Raw genomic sequence first — 20,354 nt, forward strand, 5'->3', positions numbered from 1 at the left:
AAACACACCGTAGTCACCACCCCCACAGGGGCCTACCGTGTGCCCGTGCAACCGAGCCAAGCCGGACAGTCGCCGCCGCCGCACCAGCCCACGCCCCCGTTCAACTTTCCCGCCGCCCGGCGCCTGCGGGAGGCGCTGGGGATGGCGCACGGGCACGTCGCCTATGGGCTGCGGGCCAGTTACGGACTCACGTACATCACCGCCGACACCATCGCCTCCTGGGAGCGCGGGCTCTCCTCGCCCACGGCCGCCGAGCTCACCGCGCTCGCCGCGACCCTGTGGTGCTCGCCCGGGGAGCTCATGGGGGCCGCGCGGACCCTGCGCGAGCACCGGGTCGCCCGCGGGCTCGCACCGGAGGACGTCGCCCGGCAGGCCGGCGTGGAGATCCAGGCGTATCTGCGCATGGAGGAGACCGACACCTGGCGCGGGAACGAACGGCAGTCCGAGGCCCTCGCCCGGACCCTTCAGCTCTCCGTGCCCGACTTCGTCACCGTCACGGGGCGAGCGGAGCCCCTCGCCGAGTTGCTGCGCAGCGCCGTCACCACCCGGTGGCAGGGGTATGTGCGGCCCGTCAGCAAGCTGCTGCCCCTGGAGAAGCGGCACGTCGAGGACGTGCTGCGGCAGATGCACGAGGACTATCAGTCGCGGATGGCGCGGACGCTGAGCTGGGGCGGCGGCGCCGGTTCGGACGCGTCCGGGGAAGCCGGGCGGGACTTCCTGGAGCGGGTCCTGGAGCACTTCTGGGCGCTGGCCCGCGGCAGCGGCCGGACCTGAACCTGACCATCACCAGGAGCCCGGCCCCAGGCAGCGGCCGGACCTGAGCATCACCAGGAGCCCGCTCCGCGGCAGCGGCCGGACCTCACCCGCCCGGCACGCCACCGCCGTCGGCCAGGCCACCGCCGATGAACCGCTAGAAGACCGACTCCGCCTCGTCCATCCGGTCCTTCGGGACCGTCTTCAGCTCCGTGACCGCCTCCGCGAGCGGCACCATCGTGATGTCCGTGCCGCGCAGCGCGGTCATCTTGCCGTACTCGCCGCGGTGCACCGCCTCCACCGCGTGCCACCCGAAGCGGGTCGCGAGGACGCGGTCGTACGCCGTGGGGGTGCCGCCGCGCTGGACGTGGCCGAGGATGACCGGCTTGGCCTCCTTGCCGAGGCGGGCCTCCAGCTCGTACGCGAGCGCCGTGCCGATGCCCTGGAAGCGCTCGTGACCGAACTGGTCGATCGCGCCCTTGCCGTAGTTCATCGTGCCGTCCAGCGGGTGCGCGCCCTCCGCGACGCAGATCACCGCGAACTTCTTGCCGCGCGCGAACCGCTCCTCGACGAGGGCGACCAGGTCGGCGGGGTCGAAGGGGCGCTCGGGCAGGCAGATGCCGTGCGCGCCGCCGGCCATGCCGGACTCCAGGGCGATCCAGCCCGCGTGGCGGCCCATGACCTCCACCACCATCACGCGCTGGTGGGACTCCGCGGTCGTCTTCAGGCGGTCCATCGCCTCCGTGGCGACGCCGACGGCCGTGTCGAAGCCGAAGGTGCGGTCCGTGGAGGAGATGTCGTTGTCGATGGTCTTCGGGACGCCGACGACCGGCACGCCCGCGTCGGCCAGCATGCCCGCCGCCGTGAGCGTGCCCTCGCCGCCGATCGGGATGAGCGCGTCGAAGCCGCTCTTCTCGATCAGCACCTTGGCGTCGTCACAAGCGGCGCGGAAGCGGTCGCGCTCCAGCCGGGACGAGCCGAGGATGGTGCCGCCACGGGCCAGGATGCCGCTGACGGCGTTCAGGTCGAGGGGGCGGTAGCGCCCGTCGAGCAGGCCCGCGTAGCCGTCCTCGAAGCCGATGACCTCGTCGCCGTAGTGCGTCACGGCGCGGTGCACGACCGACCGGATCACTGCGTTGAGGCCGGGGCAGTCGCCGCCCGCGGTGAGAATTCCGATACGCATCGCGCTGTGTCTCCTGCTCGCTATTGGTACTTGTGAGCCGGTCCGATTGTTCCACGGCCGGGAGGGGGTCGCCGCTCACACCTGTCCGACGGATGCCTGTCCGATCCGCGGGCAGGGGCACTGGTGACCCGTCGCGCCGGGTCTTTCGTCCGGGGGCGACCTAGCCAGCCGCAGAGGTATTGTCAAGAGGGCACAGCCGCGATATCAGGTAATTTGTCCAGCTCGGCCGGGTACCCGACAGACCCGGCAGGCAGGGAAGAAGGGGAGAGCACGCGTGACGCGCAGCGTGTACGTGACCGGGATCGACCGGGGCGACGGTCGCCAGGTCGTCGAACTGGGAGTCATGGAGCTCCTCACCCGCCAGGTCGACCGGGTGGGCGTCTTCCGTCCGCTCGTGCATGACGGCCCGGACCGCCTCTTCGACCTGCTGCGGGCCCGCTACCGCCTCTCGCAGGACGCCGCCACCGTCTACGGCATGGACTACTACGAGGCGTCCGCGCTCCAGGCCGAGCAGGGCACCGACGAACTGGTCTCGCAGCTCGTCGACCGGTTCCACCGGGTCGCGAGGGACTATGAGGTCGTCCTCGTGCTCGGCACCGATTTCGCCGACACCCAGCTGCCCGACGAGCTCGCGCTGAACGCACGGCTCGCCAACGAGTTCGGCGCCTCCGTGCTCCCCGTGGTCGGCGGCAAGAACCAGACCGCCGAGTCGGTGCGCGCCGAGACGCGCAACGCCTACCGCGCGTACGACTCGCTCGGCTGCGACGTCCTCGCCATGATCACCAACCGGGTGGCCCCCGCCGACCGCGACGAGATCCACGCCCCCCTGAAGGCCCGCCTCCCCGTGCCCTGCTACGTCCTGCCGGACGAGGCCGCGCTCTCCGCGCCGACGGTCGCGCAGATCACCCACGCGCTCGGCGGCCGCGTGCTGCTCGGCGACGACTCGGGGCTCGCGCGCGACGCCCTGGACTTCGTCTTCGGCGGCGCCATGCTGCCGAACTTCCTGAACGCCCTGACACCGGGCTGCCTCGTGGTCACCCCCGGCGACCGCGCCGACCTCGTGGTGGGCTCACTCGCCGCGCACAGCGCCGGTACGCCGCCCATCGCGGGCGTCCTTCTGACCCTGAACGAGCAGCCGGGGCAGGAGATCCTCACCCTCGCCGACCGCCTCGCGCCCGGCACCCCGGTGGTCGCGGTCTCCGGCGGCTCCTTCCCCACGGCGGCCGAGCTGTTCGCGCTGGAGGGGAAGCTGAACGCGGCGACACCCCGCAAGGCGGAGACCGCACTCGGCCTCTTCGAGCGGTACGTCGACACCGCGGCCCTCCTCGAGCGCGTCTCCGCGCCCTCCAGCGACCGCCTCACGCCGATGATGTTCGAGCACAAGCTCCTGGAGCGGGCCCGCGCCGACCGGCGTCGCGTCGTGCTGCCCGAGGGCACCGAGGAGCGGGTGCTGCGCGCCGCCGACGTGCTCCTGCGCCGCGGCGTCTGCGACCTGACGCTGCTCGGCCCGGTCGAGCAGATCCGCAAGAAGGCCGCCGACCTCGGCGTGGACCTCGCCGACTCCGAGCTCATCGACCCGCACACCTCCGAGCTGCGGGACCGCTTCGCCGCCAAGTACGCCGAGCTGCGCGCCCACAAGGGCGTCACCGTGGAGCTCGCGTACGACGTGGTGGCCGATGTGAACTACTTCGGCACGCTGATGGTCCAGGAGGGCCTCGCCGACGGCATGGTGTCGGGCTCGGTGCACTCCACGGCGGCGACCATCCGCCCGGCCTTCGAGATCATCAAGACCAAGCCGGACGCTTCGATCGTCTCCTCCGTCTTCTTCATGTGTCTCGCCGACAAGGTGCTCGTGTACGGCGACTGCGCGGTCAACCCGGACCCGAACGCCCCGCAGCTCGCGGACATCGCCGTGCAGTCGGCGACCACCGCCGGGCAGTTCGGGGTCGAGCCGCGGATCGCGATGCTCTCGTACTCGACGGGCACGTCCGGCACGGGCGCGGACGTCGACAAGGTGCGCGAGGCGACCGAGCTGGTGCGCGAGCAGCGCTCCGACCTGAAGATCGAGGGGCCGATCCAGTACGACGCCGCCGTGGAGCCGTCGGTCGCGGCCACCAAGCTGCCCGACTCGGACGTCGCGGGCCAGGCCAGCGTGCTGATCTTCCCCGACCTGAACACCGGCAACAACACGTACAAGGCCGTGCAGCGCTCGGCCGGCGCGATCGCCGTCGGCCCGGTCCTCCAGGGCCTGCGCAAGCCGGTCAACGACCTGTCCCGGGGCGCGCTCGTCCAGGACATCGTCAACACCGTCGCCATCACGGCGATCCAGTCCCAGGCCCAGACGCCGGGCACCAGCTGACCCCCACAAGAAAGTGCTGCATTCCGTGACCGCCACTCGCGTACTCGTCCTCAACTCCGGCTCCTCGTCGGTGAAGTACCAGCTGCTCGACATGCGCGACAGCTCACGCCTCGCCGTCGGCCTGGTCGAGCGGATCGGCGAGGAGACCTCCCGGCTCAAGCACACCCCGCTGACCGGCGGCGGCGCCGAGTCCCGTGAGCGCGAGGAGCCGATCGCCGACCACGAGGCGGCGCTGAAGGCCGTCGCCGGGGAACTGGCCGCCGACGGGCTCGGCCTCGACTCCCCCGAGCTGGCCGCGATCGGCCACCGGGTGGTGCACGGCGGCCTGAGATTCACCGAGCCGACGGTGATCACCGATGAGGTGCTGACGGAGATCCAGCGGCTCGTGCCGGTGGCCCCGCTGCACAATCCGGCGAACATCACCGGCATCCGCACCGCCCAGGCCCTGCGCCCCGACCTGCCCCAGGTCGCCGTCTTCGACACCGCGTTCCACACGACGATGCCGGAGTCCGCGGCGCGCTACGCGATCGACGTGCGGACCGCCGACGAGCACCGCGTGCGGCGCTACGGCTTCCACGGCACGTCCCACGCGTACGTCTCGCGCCGGACCGCGCAACTGCTCGGCAAGGCGCCCGAGGACGTGAACGTCATCGTGCTGCACCTGGGCAACGGCGCGTCGGCGAGCGCGGTGCGCGGCGGACAGTGCGTGGACACCTCGATGGGGCTGACGCCACTGGAGGGGCTCGTGATGGGTACCCGCTCGGGTGACATGGACCCCGCGGTCATTTTCCATCTGGCCCGGGTGGGCGGAATGTCGATCGACGAGATCGACGTGCTGCTCAACAAGAAAAGCGGTCTGATCGGGCTCTGCGGTGACAATGACATGCGGGAGATCCGCCGTCGTGTGGACGAGGGTGACGAAGAGGCGGCACTCGCCTTCGACATCTACGTACACCGTCTGAAGAAGTACATCGGCGCCTATTACGCGGTTCTCGGGCGGGTCGACGCCGTCGCGTTCACGGCGGGGGTCGGCGAGAACGCCGCTCCGGTGCGGGAGGCAGCGGTGGCGGGCCTCGAAGAGCTGGGGCTCGCGGTCGACGGCGCGCTGAATTCCGTACGTTCCGACGAAGCGCGGCTGATTTCGCCGGAGTACGCGCGCGTCGCCGTCGCCGTGGTGCCGACGGACGAAGAATTGGAGATCGCCACCCAGACGTACGCATTGGTCGATGAACGCGTCGATGAACGCGTCGGTGAACACGTCGGTGAACGTGCCGATGAACGTGCCGGTGAACGCATCGACTACCGCAACGCCTGAGCGGACATCCGCCCATTTGTAGATTCCACCAGACGGAATATTCCGTAGCGAAACAAACCGATAGGATCGCCCCATGCGCCGTTCCAAAATCGTCTGCACGCTGGGCCCCGCCGTCGACTCCGAAGAGCAGCTTGTCTCGCTGATCGAGGCCGGCATGAACGTGGCCCGATTCAACTTCAGCCACGGCACGCACGCCGAGCACCAGGGGCGGTACGACCGCGTCCGTGCCGCCGCCGCGAAGACCGGCCGCGCCATCGGTGTCCTCGCCGACCTCCAGGGCCCGAAGATCCGCCTGGAGACCTTCGCCGAGGGCCCCGTCGAGCTGGTGCGCGGTGACGAGTTCACCATCACCACCGAGGACGTCCCGGGCGACAAGTCGATCTGCGGCACGACCTACAAGGGTCTGCCCGGCGACGTCTCCAAGGGCGACCAGATCCTCATCAACGACGGCAACGTCGAGCTGCGCGTCGTCGAGGTGGACGGCCCGCGCGTGAAGACGATCGTCGTCGAGGGCGGTGTCATCTCCGACCACAAGGGCATCAACTTGCCCGGCGCGGCCGTGAACGTGCCCGCGCTGTCCGAGAAGGACATCGACGACCTCCGCTTCGCCCTGAAGATGGGCTGCGACATGGTCGCCCTGTCCTTCGTGCGCGACGCCAACGACGTCAAGGACGTCCACAAGGTGATGGACGAGGAGGGCCGCCGGGTCCCCGTCATCGCCAAGGTGGAGAAGCCGCAGGCGGTCGCCAACATGGAGGGCGTCGTCGCGGCGTTCGACGCCGTGATGGTGGCCCGTGGCGACCTGGCCGTCGAGTATCCGCTCGAGAAGGTCCCGATGGTGCAGAAGCGCCTCGTGGAGATGTGCCGCCGCAACGCCAAGCCGGTGATCGTCGCGACCCAGATGATGGAGTCGATGATCACCAACTCGCGTCCCACGCGCGCCGAGGCGTCCGACGTCGCCAACGCCATCCTGGACGGTGCCGACGCGGTCATGCTGTCGGCCGAGTCGAGCGTCGGCGCGTACCCGATCGAGACCGTCAAGACGATGTCGAAGATCGTCACCGCGGCCGAGGAGGAGCTGCTCTCCAAGGGGCTGCAGCCGCTCGTGCCGGGCAAGAAGCCGCGCACGCAGGGTGGTTCGGTGGCCCGTGCCGCCGCCGAGATCGCCGACTTCCTGGGCGGCAAGGCCCTGGTCGCCTTCACCCAGTCCGGCGACACGGCCCGCCGCCTCTCCCGCTACCGCGCGGCCCAGCCGATCCTGGCCTTCACCACGGACGAGGCGACCCGCAACCAGCTCACGCTGAGCTGGGGCGTGGACACCTACGTCGTGCCGCACGTCGACAACACCGACGCGATGGTCGAGCTCGTCGACGCCGAGCTGATCAAGCTGAACCGCTTCAACGACGGCGACACGGTCGTCATCACCGCCGGTTCGCCCCCCGGCGTCCCCGGCACCACCAACATGGTCCGGGTGCACCACCTGGGCGGCGGCGAGCGCGACTGACGTCGGTCCGTCGGTCCGCACGCACGGATACGGCGAGGGCGCCCCCTGGTTGAGGGGGCGCCCTCGCCGTATGTCCGGCCACCCGTCGGCCGTCAGGCGTCAGACGTCAGGCGTCAGGCGTCAGGCGTCAGGCGTCAGGCGTCAGGCGTCAGGCGTCAGGCGTCAGGCGTCAGCGGGTGATCGTCTGCTCCAGGCCCGGCACCTTCAGGGTTCCGCCGAACTGGGCCGCCTGGAGGACCTTCACCTTGGTGAAGTACGCGATGGGGACGTTCAGCGGCGGCGGGTGCTCGGGGTCGAAGACGATCGGGATCAGCCCGAACAGGTTGCCCTGCAGCCGCTCCGTGTACATGATCGTCTGCCCGTCGCGGATCGTGGACGTGGAGCCCTCGTCCGCCCTGATGTGGTACTTCGAGCCGTCGGGGCCCGGGGCGATCTGGTGCAGGTCGCCGATGTCCGTGCCGTTGTCGACGGTGAACTTCAGGGCCTGCTTCTTCTTGCCGCCGGCCGTCGTCAGGTTCACGACGCCCTTGTAGTCGAGGCCCTTGAGGAGCAGGGAACTGGCCTCCAGCTCCCACGGGTCGTCCGGGATCGGCACGGGCGTCTGCTCGGCGTCGCCGTCGACCTTCTTCTCGACCACGCACGGGAACGGCTTCTTGCCGTTCGCGTCCGGCGCCATCGGGTCCGTGGCCTCGGCTCCCTCGGCGTCGTCGGCCTTGTCCTCGGGGTCGCCGGCCTCGTCCTCGGCCTGGTCGACCGTGTCCTCGGCGTCCTCGGCGTCCTCTGCGTCCTCGACAGGCTCGGTGACCTTGTCCGTCGTGTCCTTGACGGTGTCCTTCGCCGTGTCCTTCGCCCTGTCCTCGGGGGACTTGGTCTCGTCCGAGGCGGAGGGGGTCGGCGTCGGGCTCGGGGACTCCTTGTCGTCGGGCGTGAAGACGTCCTTGAGCGCGTCGCCCACACCCAGCGGGTCCCAGGGGTTCTTGGTCTCGGAGGGCGCGGGGTCCGGCTCGGGCTTCTCGTCCGTGTCCTTGTCGCCCGTACCGGCCTTGTCCGAACCGGCCTCGTCCGAGCCCGCCTTGTCACCGGAGCCGGCCCCGGACCCGGCCTCGGACCCGGCTTCCGTCCCGGAGGCGGGGGGCGTCGGCCCGGTGGAGTCCTTGCCCGTCTCCCCCTTGCCCGTCTTCCCCTGGCCCGCCTCGTCCTGCTCGGCCTTCTTCTTGGCGTCCTCGGCGTCCTTCGCGTCCTTCGCGTCCTTCGCTTCCTTCTCGACATCCTTGGACGCGTCGTCCGGCGCCGTGACACACGGGCCGTCCTGGAAGGGGTTCTTGGGGATGCCCGGCTTCGCCTGCGCGAGCGTCGGGGTCAGGCCCATCCCCATGAGCACCGCACTCGGCATGGCCGCGAGGGCTATCGCCTTGCCCGCGGGCATCTGCAGACGGGTGAGCAGCGGCTTCCTGGGGGCCGCGTGACGCGGCCCGGATCTCGCACGGGACTCCCCCGCGGAGTCCTCGTGGTGCACCTCGTCAGCCTGCACGGTGCCTCCCGTTCGTCCCGTCCACCGGGCTCGTTCCTGACAGATCGTCGGTAGCGCTCGCACCGTCCACACCGCCCGCGACCGCGGGCTGGGGCTCCTTCTCCGTGCGCCCCTTCGCGCCCTTCGCGGGTACGCTCCCGGGCTCGCCCCAGGCGATACCGAGGGCGCCGCCGATCAGCGCGAGCAGGAAGCCGATGAGGAAGCCGCCGATGTTGGAGACGACCAGGGAGACCAGGGCGAGCAGGATCGCCGCGACGCCCGCGAAGACCCGGGTGTGCACCTGGAACCACATGGTCAGACCGAGCACCATCAGGAGTACGCCGATGATCAGCGAACCCGCTCCCGCCGTCGTGGCCAGGGCGAGCGTCAGGTTGCCGAGCTTGATGTTGCCGTAGGGCAGGTAGGCGATCGGCACGCCGCCAAGGATGGTGAGGAGGCCTGCCCAGAACGGGCGGGAGCCCCGCCAGGCCCGGAACTTCCTGCGGTAGACCGTGAGGAAGTGTTCGTTCGGCCCCGGTGACTTGGCGCTCATGGGAAAACAGCTCCTTGGAACCGGCGGTACGTGAATTCGGTGAAGCTCTGTGGTGGCGGGCGGGAGAGTGGATCTCCGCGCCCGCCGGGCCAGTCGCTGTCCCGTGCCCGCCCTGACGGGCCGGCGGGTCAAGGACTCAGCGAGTGCTCAAGCGGGTGCTAGAAGCACTCCTTCTTGCCCTTGTGCAGCTTCATGTTGAGGCCGCTGAGCTTGAAGGTGCCCGCGCTGGTCGCCCAGGCCGTCTGCTCGATGTCCTTGAGGATGGCGCGGTCGGCTTCCTGGGCGAAACCGTTCGGGTTCGCCTGCTCCTTGCCGCCCTTCATGCCGGGGCCCTTGGTGGAGGACCCGGCCGCGACACCGATGTTGATGTTCCTGAACTCGGCGTCGGCATCGAGCTGCGCCACGTCGATGTACAGGTTCTTGGCCTCGACGGGCGTCTTGCCGCCGCCCGCGTTCAGCTGGAGCGTGACATCGCCGAGCACCGGGATGTGCGTCACGACGGACTGGCACATGTTGGTGATCTTGGCCTTCTTGAACGCCGAGACCGACACGGGGTGGGCGGCCTTCTTGCCCTCCATGTCGACGCCGACGTCAACACCGCCGTACTGGACCATTCCACGGCCGTCGAGCTTGTCGGCCGAGACCTTGAACGACTGGCCGGACACGCTGAACGATGCCGCGAGCGCGCCCTGCGAGAGGGCGACACCTATCGCGGCGGTAGCCGCGACGCTCGGCACCATGACTACGGCGAACCGCTTCCATCTGGTTCCGCCACGAGCCACAGATTCCATGACTTTCCTCCTTCTCGGACGTACATCTCCGGCCCTGACTGCTCCCTTTCGGGCGGCTCAGCCGGGCAGGGATGGGAGAAGTGCTACGTCCTCGGGAAGGAGAGCGCCCGCATCGGAGGCGCGCAACCGCACCACGTTCACCGGCGATCACCCCCGAGCGACAACCACTGGTCGCGCCTGACGCATCACGCACAACCTCACGGACAGGCCCTGCCGGGAACGGCAGAGACCCCCCTGTCCAGACCGGCGACGGCGTCACCGGCCTGCTCGGTGGGGACCCGAAAGGCCCGCTCCCGACTGGCTTTCGGGCTGCGGGTCGACGGACCGAGCGTGGCCGATCGTGGTGCATTCTCGGCCCCCGCACAAGGGGGTTCGTTACTCGCTAGTAACGGCCGGATAACCGAAGCGCGACCGCCCGGTATCGGTCGGCCACAGACGGTGCCTCAGAGCGGCGGTGCAGAACGGTGCATCATCGGGCGTATCCACTCAGAGGGAAGCCGATGTCTTACTCCAAGTAACAGTGGCCGCGTTTACCAAGTTTTGGTAAAGCGCGGCCACTGTGGTGCCTCGGGAACAGACTTTTCACTCCGACATCACAACGCCCCGCGTTTAGGGGCAGGTCGGCCGGAGGGGCCGGTACGGGAACCGGCCGGGGTGGGGCGGACGGGTCAGAAGAGCACCCGGGCGAGCGCCGTGCGCGCCGATGTCACCCGCGGGTCCTCGCCGCCGACGACCTCGAAGAGTTCGAGGAGCCGCACCCGCGCGGCGTCCCGGTCGTCGCCCGCCGTGCGGCGCACCGTGTCGATGAGCCGCCCGAAGGCGTCCTCGACATGGCCGCCCACCAGATCCAGGTCGGCCGCGGCGATCTGGGCCTGCACATCCGCCGGCCTGTCGGCGGCGTCCTTGCGGACCGCCTGCGGGTCGAGACCCTGGACGCGCTGGAGCAACTCGGCCTGCGCGAGCCCGAGCTTGGCCTCCGTGTTGGCCGGATCGTCGCTGAGCACGTTCCTGTACGCCTGTACGGCACCGCTCAAGTCGCCCGCGTCCAGCGCCTGTACGGCCGCTTCGAGCAGGGCGTCGTAAGGACCGGCCGGCACCTCGGCGGGCGCGGGGGCCTGCTGGCCCTGGGCATCGGCGTCGGCGTCGACCACGAGGCCGGTCAGACCGAAGCGCTCCTCGCCGACCTGGATGAGCTGGTCCAGGGTCTGGCGGATCTGTGCCTCGGGGGCGGCGCCCTGGAAGAGGGGCAGGGCCTGTCCGGCCACCACCGCGAAGACAGCCGGGATCCCCTGGACCCCGAACTGCTGCATCAGCATCTGGTTCGCGTCGACATCGATCTTGGCAAGGAGGAAACGGCCGTTGTACTCCTGCGCGAGCCGCTCCAGAAGGGGGCTCAGCTGCTTGCACGGCTCGCACCACTCGGCCCAGAAGTCGATGACGACAGGGACCTCGGTGGAGCGCTGCAGGACCTCGCTCTCGAAGCCCGCCTCGTCGACATCGATGACGAGGGAGGCCGGGGAGATCGCGGCGCCCGCCGCGCCCCCGCCCTGCCGCGCCGCGTCGGCGCGCGCCTGCTCCGCCTTCGCCTTGGCCTCCTGGGCCGCCTTCACCGCGGCGAGGTCGACGACTCCGCTCATGGACATGTTCCGTGGCTGCATGAGTACATCCTCCCCCAACCCGTGCGGGAACCGCGCCCGTCCATGACCTCCCGCCGGATTGCGGGGTCAGGGGCGCCGCGGTTCGAGGCCCTGTGGAGACCGGCGGACCGGTCGTCGGGCCCAGGGTCCCCACCCCGGGCCGGTGGTCGTGCTGCGTGGTTGTCGCTCGTGGCGTTCGCTCACGGCTTTCGCTCGCGGCTTTCGCTACGGGTCGTAGCGTAACTGTCCCCTCCCGGGGCTGGGGAGGCCCCTTCCGGTGATCTCCCTCACTCGGCACCCCGAACGGCGACGTACTGACCGGTATGGTCGCCGCCATGCAGAGCCGTACGACGTCCTCCACCCCTGCCGCCCGCACCGGCGGCCGCCCCCGCAGCGCGACCGCCGACGCCGCGATCCTGGAGGCGACCCGGCAGGGCCTCGTCGAGCTGGGCTGGTCCAGGCTGACGCTCGGCGCCGTCGCCACGCGCGCGGGCGTCGCCAAGACGACCCTGTACCGGCGCTGGGCGGGCAAGAGCGAGCTGGTCGTCGACGCGGTGGCGGAACTCTTCGATGAACTGGAACTCCCCGACCGGGGCAGCCTGGCCGCCGACATCGAGGGCGTCGTCCTTCAGTTCGCGGTCCTGCTCGGGCGCCCCGAGACGAAGACGGCGCTGATGGCGGTGGTGGCGGAGTCGACGACGGACGAGCCGCTGCGTGACCGCATCCGCGCCTCCATCGTCGACCGCCAGAAACGCCTGGTCCTCGCGGGGCGGGAACGGGCGCAGGCGCGCGGCGAGCTCCCCGCCGAACCCGACGCGCTCTCCGCGTCCCACACCGCCGACCTCATCTTCGACGTCATCGCCGGCGCGGTGGTCCACCGCGCCCTGGTCAGCGCGGAACCGGTGGACGAGGAGTGGGCCCAGCGGTTCACCCGCCTGCTCCTGGGGGGCCTGGCGGCGGCCGCGACACAGCCCTGAGCGGGTGACGCAGGCACGGTCCGGTCAGGGGCGCGGGGAACTGCCGACCAGCCCCCACCGGCCCGCGGCCAAAAGTCAGACCTGATACCGCTCAGGAGCGAACAGGCGCAGGTTCTCGGCGACCCACGCCGAGGTCAGCTTCAGCCCTTCCTCAAGAGAGACGGCCGGGGCCCACCCGGCCCACTCCCGCGCCCGGGAGTTGTCCGAGAGAAGCCGCTCGACCTCGCTCCCGGAGGGGCGGAGCCGCGCGGGGTCGACGACCACGGACGCCTCCCGCCCGGACGCCGCGATCAGCGCCCCGGCGAGGTCGCCGATGGAGATCTCCTGCCCCACACCGAGGTTGACCGCGTGGCCGAGCGCCCGGTCGGCGACCGCCACCGCCATGAACCCACGCGCCGTGTCCGTCACGTACGTGAAGTCCCGCGTGGGCGTCAGCGACCCCAGCTTGATCTCCCGGGCGCCCGCGTGCAGTTGGGCGAGGACCGTGGGGATGACAGCGCGGGCCGACTGCCGCGGGCCGTACGTGTTGAAGGGCCGCACCACCGTCACCGGCAGCTCGAAGGCGTGCCAGTGCGAGAGCGCCATCATGTCGGCGCCGATCTTCGACGCGGAGTACGGCGACTGCGGCTGCAGCGGGTGCGTCTCGGCGATCGGCGCCGTCAGCGCGGTCCCGTACACCTCGCTCGTGGAGGTGTGGACGAGGCGCCGCACGGAGTGCCGCCTGCACGCCTCCGCGACGTTCTCCGTGCCGACCACGTTCGTCTGGACGTACGCGCCCGGGGAGTCGTACGAGTACGGGATGCCGATCAGCGCGGCGAGGTGGAAGACCGTGTCGCACCCGGCGACCGCGTCCATCACGCGCCCCGCGTCCCGCACGTCCCCGGCGAGCATCTCGACCCGCGGGTCGCCGAGGAGATGGGCGAGGTGGCCCTTCTCCGCGTACGGCTTGTAGTGCACGAACGCGCGGACCTTCGCGCCCGCTTCGAGGAGCAGGTCGACGAGCGTCGAGCCGATGAAGCCCTCGGCGCCGGTGACGAGGACGGTGCGGTCCTGCCAGGAGAAGGGGGTGGAAGTCGTGTTCACGCGTACTCCAGATCGGATGAGGTGTGGGCGAGGTGCAGGACCCGCTCGGCGAGCAGGTCGGCGGCGCGGGCGTGCGGGCCCGGGTCCGCGGCGCCGGTCATCGCGGCGAGCCGCACCGGGTCGGCGAGCAGCGGGCCGATGAGCCGCACGAGGCGGTCCGCGGTGGTCTCCGCGTCGGGCAGGAGAAGGCCCGCGCCCGCGTCGGACAGGACCCGGGCGTTGTGGGTCTGGTGGTCGCCGGGCGCGTGCGGGTAGGGCACGAGGACGGCGGGGACGCCGGTGGCGGCCAGTTCGGCGACGGTCGCCGAGCCCGCGCGGCAGACGACGAGGTCGGCGGCGGCGTAGGAGAGGTCCATGCGGTCGAGGTAGGGGACGGCGCGGGCGACGGCGTCACCGCCTCCGGCGGCGAGCCTGGCCCGCGTCTCCTCCAGGGCCGCGGGGCCGGTCTTGATGAGGAGATGGACGTCCCCGCGGTCCCGCCAGCGCGCCGCGAGACCGACGGCCGCCTCCGTGAGGCGGGCCGCGCCGAGGCTGCCGCCGTTGAAGAGGACGAGGCGGGCTCCGGCCGGGACCCCGAGCACGCGCCGGGCCTCGTCCCGCAGCGCCGCCCGGTCGAGCGCGGCGAGCGGCGCCGCGATCGGCATCCCGGTGGTGTGCGCCCGCTCGCCGCCCGGCAGGTGCGCGCGGCTGCGGTCGAAGGCGACCGCGATGTTCGGGGTGAGCCGGGCAGCGAACCGGTTGGCGCGGCCCGGCACGGCGTTGGACTCGTGGATGAGGCTCGGCAGCCCCGCCATGCGGGCGCCGACGATGACGGGCGCGCTGGGATAGCCGCCCATGCCGACGGCGACCTGCGCACCTTGTCCGCGCAGGATGCTCCGGCACTGGGCGCCCGACTTCATCAGCGCGGCGGGCAGCAGATAGCGGCGGGCGCCGAGCGACGGGTCGAAGGGGATCATGTCGACGGTGTGGAGGCGGTACCCGGCGTCCGGTATCAGCCGGGTCTCCAGGCCCCGCTCGGTGCCGACGAAGGAGATCACCGCGTCCGGCACGGCCCGGCGCAGCGCGTCGGCGAGGGCGAGGCCGGGATAGATGTGCCCGCCGGTGCCGCCCGCGCCGATCACGACGGAGAGAGAGGTTCGCATGGCTGTGGAGCTTCACGCGAGGGTCTAAGAGGGTTTTAAGAGCCGCGTTTGGCACCTTTGGTTCATGAGCTTCACGAGCGTGACCAGCAAGGGCGGCCCGCCGGGCGCGGGCGGGACGGTGCCGCACCGGATTCTCGTCGTCGACGACGACCCCGAGGTCCGTGCCGCCGTCGAGGACGCCCTGACGGTCGAGGGCCACCACGTGCGGGGTGCGGCGGACGGCCACCGGGCGCTCACGGCGGTGGCGCGCTGGCAGCCGGACCTAGTGGTCCTCGACGTGCTGATGCCGGTCATGGACGGCCTGGCGGTCTGCCGTCAGCTGCGCGCCGCGGGCGACCGCACCCCGGTCCTCGTCCTGACCGCCCTGGACTCGGTGAGCGAGCGCGTGGACGGCCTGGACGCGGGCGCCGACGACTACCTGGTCAAGCCGTTCGCCCTCGACGAGCTGGTGGCCCGGGTGCGGGCGCTGTTGCGGCGCGCGACGCCGGAGCGGGCCGCGGACGACGGCGACGACCTCTCGTACGGCGATCTCGTCCTGGACCCCACGACCCGTACCGGCCGCCGCGGCGGGCGCCGGGTCGAGTTCAGCCGCACGGAGGCCGTCCTGCTCGAACTGCTCCTGCGCAACGCGGGCCAGGTCCTGCCGCGCGACCTGATCCAGCAGGCGGTGTGGGGCCGCGACTTCGGCCCCGACTCCAACTCCCTCGCCGTGTACGTGGGTTACCTGCGCCGGAAACTGGAGTCGGGCGGCGAGCCCCGCCTGGTGCACACCGTGCACGGCGTCGGCTACCGGCTGGGCTCCCCGTGAGCGCGCGGCGCAGGCTCGGCGCGCGGTGGCGGCGCCGCAGGCCGCTGCGGACCCGTCTCGCGGTGATGGCCGCGGCCGCCGTGGCGCTGGTGGCGGTCGGGGTGTGCGCCGCCGCGTTCTTCGTGATCCGCTACAAGCTGTACCAGCAGCTCGACCAGAACCTCGCCCAGTCGGCGACGCTCACCATCCAGCAGCACCGCGACGAGAGTCCCGGCGTCATGACGGGCGAGTGCCGGTTCCTGGGCGCGCCGGCCTGCTCGCAGATCGTCCCCAGCGATCCGGCGGACGACCCTGCGAAGCCGTATCTGCTGCCCGTGACCGGGCCGACCCGCGCGGTCGCCGCCGGCCGGCAGGCCCCGTACTACTCGAACTTCACGCTCCCCGGCGGCAAACCGGGCCGCATGTACACCACGACGTCCGGCAGGGACGGCGAGGCCGTGCAGGTCGCCCTCCGCGCGGACATCGCCGAGCGCGGCGTGCGCCAGGCCGCGTCCCTGCTGGCCGCCGTCGGCGGCGCCGGTGTGCTGCTCTCCGCGGTCGGCGGCTACTGGGTCTCGCGCACCGGCCTGGCGCCGATCACCCGCCTCACGGCCACCGCCGAGCGCATCGCGGCCACGCGTGACGCCCGCCACCGCATCGAACTGCCGCCGGGGCCACCCGGCCGCGAAGGCCGTGAGGACGAAGTGACCCGCCTGGCCACCTCGTTCAACACGATGCTCGCCGAACTTGAGGAGTCCGTCGCGGCCCGCCGCCGACTGGTCGCCGACGCCTCCCACGAACTGCGCACCCCGCTGACCGCGCTGCGCACGAACGCCGAACTCCTCGCCAGGGCAGACCGGTTGACGGACGCCCAGCGCGAGCGGGCGTCGGGCGCCATCGGCCGCCAGCTGCGCGAGGTGACCGGACTCGTCAACGACCTGATCGAGCTGGCCAGGGACGCGGAGCCGCAGCCGCTGCTCGAAGAGGTGCGGCTCGCCCCGCTGGCGGCCCACACGGTGGACGCGACCCGCGGCCACTGGCCCGCGATCCCCTTCACGCTCCAGGTGGCGCCGGAGGCGGCGGAGCTCAGCGTGCCCGGCGTACCGGCGCGGCTGTCCCGGCTGCTCACCAACCTCGTCGACAACGCGGCCAAGTTCAGCCCGCCCGGCGCGCCGGTCGAGGTCGCGCTGAGCGCCACGGAACTGACCGTGCGCGACCACGGTCCCGGCATCGCGGAGGAGGACCTGCCGTACGTCTTCGACCGCTTCTACCGGGCGGAGAAGGCCCGCGCGCTGCCCGGCTCGGGCCTGGGCCTCGCGATGGCCCGCCAGATCGCGCACGCGCACGGGGCGGAACTCTCGGCGGAACGGGCGCCGGGCGGGGGCGCGCTGTTCCGCCTCACCCTGCCCGCGTCCTGAGGGCCCGCCCGGTTACTTCTTGTTCCAGGCGCAGCTGCCCAGCGTGGCCTTGTCCTTGGCGACGAGCCGGTCGGCCTCGCGGGCGTCGAGGACGCGGGTGTGGTCGCCCTTGCAGACCACGGTGCGGTCCCCGTGCCCGGCCAGGTCGACCAGGATCTGGTCCCAGTGCCGGTACTGCACGTCGTGCCCGGAGTCCGCGTACGAGCGCACCTTCGCCTTGTCCGGCAGCGCCTCCTGCCACGCCTTCAGGGTCGCGGGCGGCACGGTGGTGTCCTTCTTGCCGCCGTAGAGGTAGACGGGGGCGTCGAGCTTCGACAGGTCCGGGCCGGGACGCCCGCAGTACAGCTTCTGCTCGTGCACCTGGGGCGCCGGGTCGGCCTGCTGGCCGCGCTGGTTGTAGGTGCGCGCGCCTTCCTCGTACGCCGTGTCGGCGAAGCCCGGGATCGACTTCACGGGGCTGTCGTCGGGGAAGGCCCACCACTTGCGCGGGTCCTTGATCTGGTCCTTCACGGCGGCGGCGAGCGCGTCGTCGGAGAGGCCGCAGTAGGCGGGCTTCGTGCCGTAGGGCGGCAGGGCGGCGGCCAGGTGCAGCTGCGAGATCCGCTCGGGGGCGCGGGCGGCGAGCTCGGCGGCGTAGGGGCCGCCGCCGGATATCGCGACGACCGACACGTCGTCCACGCCGAGCCGGTCCAGGACCTCCAGGGCGTCCTTCGCGAAGTCGGCCTTGCCCAGCTTCTCGTCGAACGCGGTGTCGCCGAAGCCGTTGCGCTCCACGGAGATGAGGCGCAGGCCCAGGTCCTCGCGGGTCGTGCGGAAGAAGTCCGTCATGTGCGAGGCGCGGGCGCTGGTGCCGGTGCCGCCGATGAAGAGGACGGGCTTGCCGTCCTTCTCCCCGGTGTCGGAGTAGTGGGCGGTCCGTCCGTCGGAGAGCTTCGCCGCGCGCACCTCGGGGCCGAGGGAGTCGAAGTCGTCCTGGACCTTGGGCTCGGGCGGCGGGCTCGCACTCACCTCGCCGGAACCGCCGATGAGCAGCGCGCCGAGGACGGTGGCGGTGGCGGCTCCGATGGCGATGGCGGCGGTGCGGGCGTGGCCGGTCGAGGTCACGGGGTCTCCTGGGGCGGGGGGTGGTTGACCGGGCTGGCGCCTGCCCTGGCCCCTGGGCCTTAAACCTATTAACTCGCGCCGCCCGCCGCGGCGGGGGCGGTTTGCCTGGTTCGCCCCCACCTGCGGGTGGGTGGTGGCTGGTCGCGCAGTTCCCCGCGCCCCTGAAAACCCCCGGGCCGGGCGGCTTCGTACCCGCCTGCGGGCGGCGGGGGCTTTCGCGCAGTTCCCCGCGCCCCTGAAAACCCCCGGGCCGGGCGGCTTCGTACCTGCCTGCGGGCGGTGGGGGCTTTCGCGCAGTTCCCCGCGCCCCTGAGAACCCCCGGGTGGCGGGGGCTTTCGCGCAGTTCCCCGCGCCCCTGGCAACCCCCGGGTGCTGGCGGCTGGGCGCGTAGTTCCTCGCGGCCCTGGACAACGGGGCCGGGAGGTTCCTCTTCAGGTGCCGGGGGGGGCGGGGTTTTTAGGGGCGCGGGGAACTGCGCGAGCAACCCCCACCACCCGCAGGGGACACCGCCCTCAGAACCCCGGCGGCTCCACGTAGACCCCCCACTCCTCCCGGAGGACCCCGCAGATCTCCCCGAGCGTCGCCTCCGCCCGTGCCGCCTCCAGCATGGGGGCGATCATGTTGGACCCGTCCCGCGCCGCCGCGAGCATCGCGTCGAGAGAGGCGCGGACCCGCGCGTCGTCCCGTCGCCCCTTGCGCCCCGCGAGGTCACGGACCTGCTCCCGTTCCACCTCGTGGCTGACCCGCAGGATCTCCAGGTCACCGGTGACCGAACCGTGGTGGCAGTTGACGCCGACGACCCGCTTGTCGCCCTTCTCCAGGGACCGCTGGTACTGGAAGGCGGACTCGGCGATCTCGCCGGTGAACCAGCCGTCCTCGATGCCCCGCAGGATGCCCGAGGTGATCGGGCCGATGGAGTGCTGCCCGTCCGGCTGAGCGCGCCGCCCCCGCTCCTTGATCTGCTCGAAGATCTTCTCCGCCTCGGCCTCGATGCGGTCGGTGAGCTGCTCGATGTACCAGGAGCCGCCCAGCGGGTCGGCGACGTTCGCGACGCCCGTCTCCTCCATCAGCACCTGCTGCGTACGGAGCGCGATCTCCGCGGCCTGCTCGCTCGGCAGGGCGAGGGTCTCGTCCAGGGCGTTGGTGTGCAGGGAGTTCGTGCCGCCGAGCACCGCGGCGAGGGCCTCCACCGCCGTGCGTACGACGTTGTTGTACGGCTGCTGGGCCGTCAGCGAGACACCCGCCGTCTGCGTGTGGAAGCGCAGCCACTGCGCCTTGTCCGTCTTCGCTCCGTACTCGTCCCGAAGCCACCGCGCCCAGATGCGGCGCGCGGCGCGGAACTTGGCGATCTCCTCGAAGAAGTCGACGTGCGCGTCGAAGAAGAAGGAGAGGCCGGGCGCGAAGACGTCCACGTCGAGCCCGCGCGAGAGGCCCAGTTCCACGTACCCGAAGCCGTCCGCGAGGGTGTACGCGAGCTCCTGCGCGGCCGTCGCCCCGGCCTCGCGGATGTGGTACCCGGAGACGGAGAGCGGCTTGTACGCGGGGATGTCGCGCGCGCAGTGCTCCATCAGGTCGCCGATGAGGCGCAAGTGCGGCTCGGGCTGGAAGAGCCACTCCTTCTGCGCGATGTACTCCTTGAAGATGTCGGTCTGGAGCGTGCCGTTGAGGACGGCCGGGTCGACGCCCTGGCGCTCGGCCGCGACGAGGTACATGCAGAAGACCGGCACGGCGGGCCCGCTGATCGTCATGGACGTCGTGACGTCGCCGAGCGGGATGCCCTTGAAGAGGACCTCCATGTCGGCGGCGGAGTCGATGGCGACGCCGCAGTGCCCGACCTCGCCGAGCGAGCGGGGATCGTCGGAGTCGCGGCCCATGAGGGTCGGCATGTCGAAGGCGACGGAGAGGCCGCCGCCTCCGTTGGCCAGGATCATCTTGTAGCGCTCGTTCGTCTGCTCGGCGTTGCCGAAGCCGGCGAACTGGCGGATGGTCCAGGTGCGGCCGCGGTACCCGGTGGCGTAGAGCCCGCGGGTGAAGGGGTACTCCCCCGGCCAGCCGATCCGCTCGAATCCGTCGTACGTGTCCCCGGGCCGGGGGCCGTAGACGGGGTCGACCGGGTCCCCGGAGAGCGTGGTGAAGTCCGCGTCGCGCTTGCGGGCCTTGTCGTAACGGGCCTGCCAGCGTCGGCGGCCTTCCTCGATCGCGTCAGCGTCCATACCATCGAATTTACTAGGACGTCC

The 20,354-nt window shown here is 71.5% G+C and carries 16 protein-coding genes; 7 read left to right on the forward strand and 9 right to left on the reverse strand.

Translation table 11 applies throughout. The features are described 5' to 3' along the window. Positions 1–141: 141 nt before the first annotated feature. Positions 142–774 (forward strand): helix-turn-helix transcriptional regulator, encoded by a 633-nt coding sequence (locus AB0N81_RS39715; RefSeq protein WP_365367448.1) that lies wholly within the window; start codon positions 142–144, stop codon positions 772–774. A 136-nt stretch (positions 775–910) separates the two neighbouring features. Here the strand turns inward: AB0N81_RS39715 and AB0N81_RS39720 are convergent, their stop codons facing one another. Next, positions 911–1,936 (reverse strand): 6-phosphofructokinase, encoded by a 1,026-nt coding sequence (locus AB0N81_RS39720; protein ID WP_365367404.1) that lies wholly within the window; start codon positions 1,934–1,936, stop codon positions 911–913. Positions 1,937–2,210: 274 nt separating this feature from the next. Here AB0N81_RS39720 and pta point away from each other — a divergent pair, with 274 nt between their 5' ends. From pta to pyk, 3 genes are all read left to right on the forward strand, one after another. Then, positions 2,211–4,295, forward strand: coding sequence for a phosphate acetyltransferase (pta, locus tag AB0N81_RS39725; RefSeq protein WP_365367406.1), 2,085 nt, complete (start codon positions 2,211–2,213; stop codon positions 4,293–4,295). A 25-nt stretch (positions 4,296–4,320) separates the two neighbouring features. Beyond that, entirely contained in the window at positions 4,321–5,610 is a 1,290-nt protein-coding gene (locus AB0N81_RS39730) for an acetate kinase (RefSeq protein WP_365367408.1), read from the forward strand. 73 nt (positions 5,611–5,683) lie between these two features. Then, positions 5,684–7,114: a pyruvate kinase gene (gene pyk / locus AB0N81_RS39735; protein ID WP_365367410.1), complete on the forward strand. Its 1,431-nt coding sequence runs from the start codon at positions 5,684–5,686 to the stop codon at positions 7,112–7,114. 169 nt (positions 7,115–7,283) lie between these two features. Here the strand turns inward: pyk and AB0N81_RS39740 are convergent, their stop codons facing one another. The 4 genes from AB0N81_RS39740 to AB0N81_RS39755 all read right to left on the reverse strand — a co-directional run bounded on the left by AB0N81_RS39740 (position 7,284) and on the right by AB0N81_RS39755 (position 11,626). Beyond that, positions 7,284–8,645 (reverse strand): hypothetical protein, encoded by a 1,362-nt coding sequence (locus AB0N81_RS39740; protein WP_365367412.1) that lies wholly within the window; start codon positions 8,643–8,645, stop codon positions 7,284–7,286. After that, positions 8,635–9,177, reverse strand: a complete 543-nt coding sequence (locus AB0N81_RS39745) for a DUF6114 domain-containing protein (protein WP_365367414.1) — start codon at positions 9,175–9,177, stop codon at positions 8,635–8,637. The genes AB0N81_RS39740 and AB0N81_RS39745 overlap by 11 nt, the downstream gene beginning before the upstream one ends. 158 nt (positions 9,178–9,335) lie before the next feature. Further along, the gene (locus AB0N81_RS39750; RefSeq protein ID WP_365367416.1) at positions 9,336–9,968 is read right to left on the reverse strand and encodes a DUF6230 family protein; all 633 of its coding nucleotides are present in this window, start codon (positions 9,966–9,968) and stop codon (positions 9,336–9,338) included. Between the two features lie 668 nt (positions 9,969–10,636). Further along, positions 10,637–11,626 carry a tetratricopeptide repeat protein gene (locus AB0N81_RS39755; RefSeq protein ID WP_365367418.1) on the reverse strand — a complete coding sequence of 330 codons (990 nt, stop codon included), beginning with the start codon at positions 11,624–11,626 and terminating at the stop codon, positions 10,637–10,639. Between the two features lie 314 nt (positions 11,627–11,940). Between AB0N81_RS39755 and AB0N81_RS39760 the strand changes: the two genes are divergently transcribed. Beyond that, positions 11,941–12,582 carry a TetR/AcrR family transcriptional regulator gene (locus tag AB0N81_RS39760; RefSeq protein ID WP_365367420.1) on the forward strand — a complete coding sequence of 214 codons (642 nt, stop codon included), beginning with the start codon at positions 11,941–11,943 and terminating at the stop codon, positions 12,580–12,582. A gap of 75 nt (positions 12,583–12,657) precedes the next feature. On the opposite strand, the gene AB0N81_RS39765 is transcribed toward AB0N81_RS39760, so the two are convergent. Together AB0N81_RS39765 and AB0N81_RS39770 are read right to left on the reverse strand one after the other, a co-directional pair. Further along, positions 12,658–13,665, reverse strand: a complete 1,008-nt coding sequence (locus AB0N81_RS39765) for an SDR family NAD(P)-dependent oxidoreductase (RefSeq protein WP_365367422.1) — start codon at positions 13,663–13,665, stop codon at positions 12,658–12,660. Further along, positions 13,662–14,807, reverse strand: coding sequence for a UDP-N-acetylglucosamine--N-acetylmuramyl-(pentapeptide) pyrophosphoryl-undecaprenol N-acetylglucosamine transferase (locus AB0N81_RS39770; protein ID WP_365367424.1), 1,146 nt, complete (start codon positions 14,805–14,807; stop codon positions 13,662–13,664). Before AB0N81_RS39770 ends, AB0N81_RS39765 begins: the two co-directional genes overlap by 4 nt. Positions 14,808–14,871: 64 nt before the next feature. Between AB0N81_RS39770 and AB0N81_RS39775 the strand changes: the two genes are divergently transcribed. Next, positions 14,872–15,615: a response regulator transcription factor gene (locus tag AB0N81_RS39775; protein ID WP_365367426.1), complete on the forward strand. Its 744-nt coding sequence runs from the start codon at positions 14,872–14,874 to the stop codon at positions 15,613–15,615. Continuing rightward, complete coding sequence (locus tag AB0N81_RS39780) at positions 15,612–17,012, forward strand: HAMP domain-containing sensor histidine kinase (protein WP_365367428.1); 1,401 nt, start codon at positions 15,612–15,614, stop codon at positions 17,010–17,012. Before AB0N81_RS39775 ends, AB0N81_RS39780 begins: the two co-directional genes overlap by 4 nt. Positions 17,013–17,024: 12 nt before the next feature. On the opposite strand, the gene AB0N81_RS39785 is transcribed toward AB0N81_RS39780, so the two are convergent. Continuing rightward, positions 17,025–18,116, reverse strand: coding sequence for an alpha/beta hydrolase (locus AB0N81_RS39785; protein ID WP_365367430.1), 1,092 nt, complete (start codon positions 18,114–18,116; stop codon positions 17,025–17,027). A gap of 513 nt (positions 18,117–18,629) precedes the next feature. Continuing rightward, a complete protein-coding gene (locus AB0N81_RS39790; RefSeq protein WP_365367432.1) occupies positions 18,630–20,330 on the reverse strand; it encodes a methylmalonyl-CoA mutase family protein in 1,701 nt (566 codons plus the stop codon). Positions 20,331–20,354: the final 24 nt, after the last annotated feature.

This window comes from Streptomyces sp. NPDC093510 (assembly GCF_040683555.1).
GTDB lineage: Bacteria > Actinomycetota > Actinomycetes > Streptomycetales > Streptomycetaceae > Streptomyces.

What these genes read in the sequence shown, in the direction of transcription:
- AB0N81_RS39715 (WP_365367448.1), top strand. Translation starts at nt 142, where the DNA reads ATGGCGCACGGGCACGTCGCCTATGGGCTGCGGGCCAGTTACGGACTC.
- AB0N81_RS39720 (WP_365367404.1), bottom strand. Translation starts at nt 1,936, where the DNA reads ATGCGTATCGGAATTCTCACCGCGGGCGGCGACTGCCCCGGCCTCAAC.
- pyk (WP_365367410.1), top strand. Translation starts at nt 5,684, where the DNA reads ATGCGCCGTTCCAAAATCGTCTGCACGCTGGGCCCCGCCGTCGACTCC.
- AB0N81_RS39745 (WP_365367414.1), bottom strand. Translation starts at nt 9,177, where the DNA reads ATGAGCGCCAAGTCACCGGGGCCGAACGAACACTTCCTCACGGTCTAC.
- AB0N81_RS39750 (WP_365367416.1), bottom strand. Translation starts at nt 9,968, where the DNA reads ATGGAATCTGTGGCTCGTGGCGGAACCAGATGGAAGCGGTTCGCCGTA.
- AB0N81_RS39755 (WP_365367418.1), bottom strand. Translation starts at nt 11,626, where the DNA reads ATGCAGCCACGGAACATGTCCATGAGCGGAGTCGTCGACCTCGCCGCG.
- AB0N81_RS39760 (WP_365367420.1), top strand. Translation starts at nt 11,941, where the DNA reads ATGCAGAGCCGTACGACGTCCTCCACCCCTGCCGCCCGCACCGGCGGC.
- AB0N81_RS39770 (WP_365367424.1), bottom strand. Translation starts at nt 14,807, where the DNA reads ATGCGAACCTCTCTCTCCGTCGTGATCGGCGCGGGCGGCACCGGCGGG.
- AB0N81_RS39775 (WP_365367426.1), top strand. Translation starts at nt 14,872, where the DNA reads ATGAGCTTCACGAGCGTGACCAGCAAGGGCGGCCCGCCGGGCGCGGGC.
- AB0N81_RS39790 (WP_365367432.1), bottom strand. Translation starts at nt 20,330, where the DNA reads ATGGACGCTGACGCGATCGAGGAAGGCCGCCGACGCTGGCAGGCCCGT.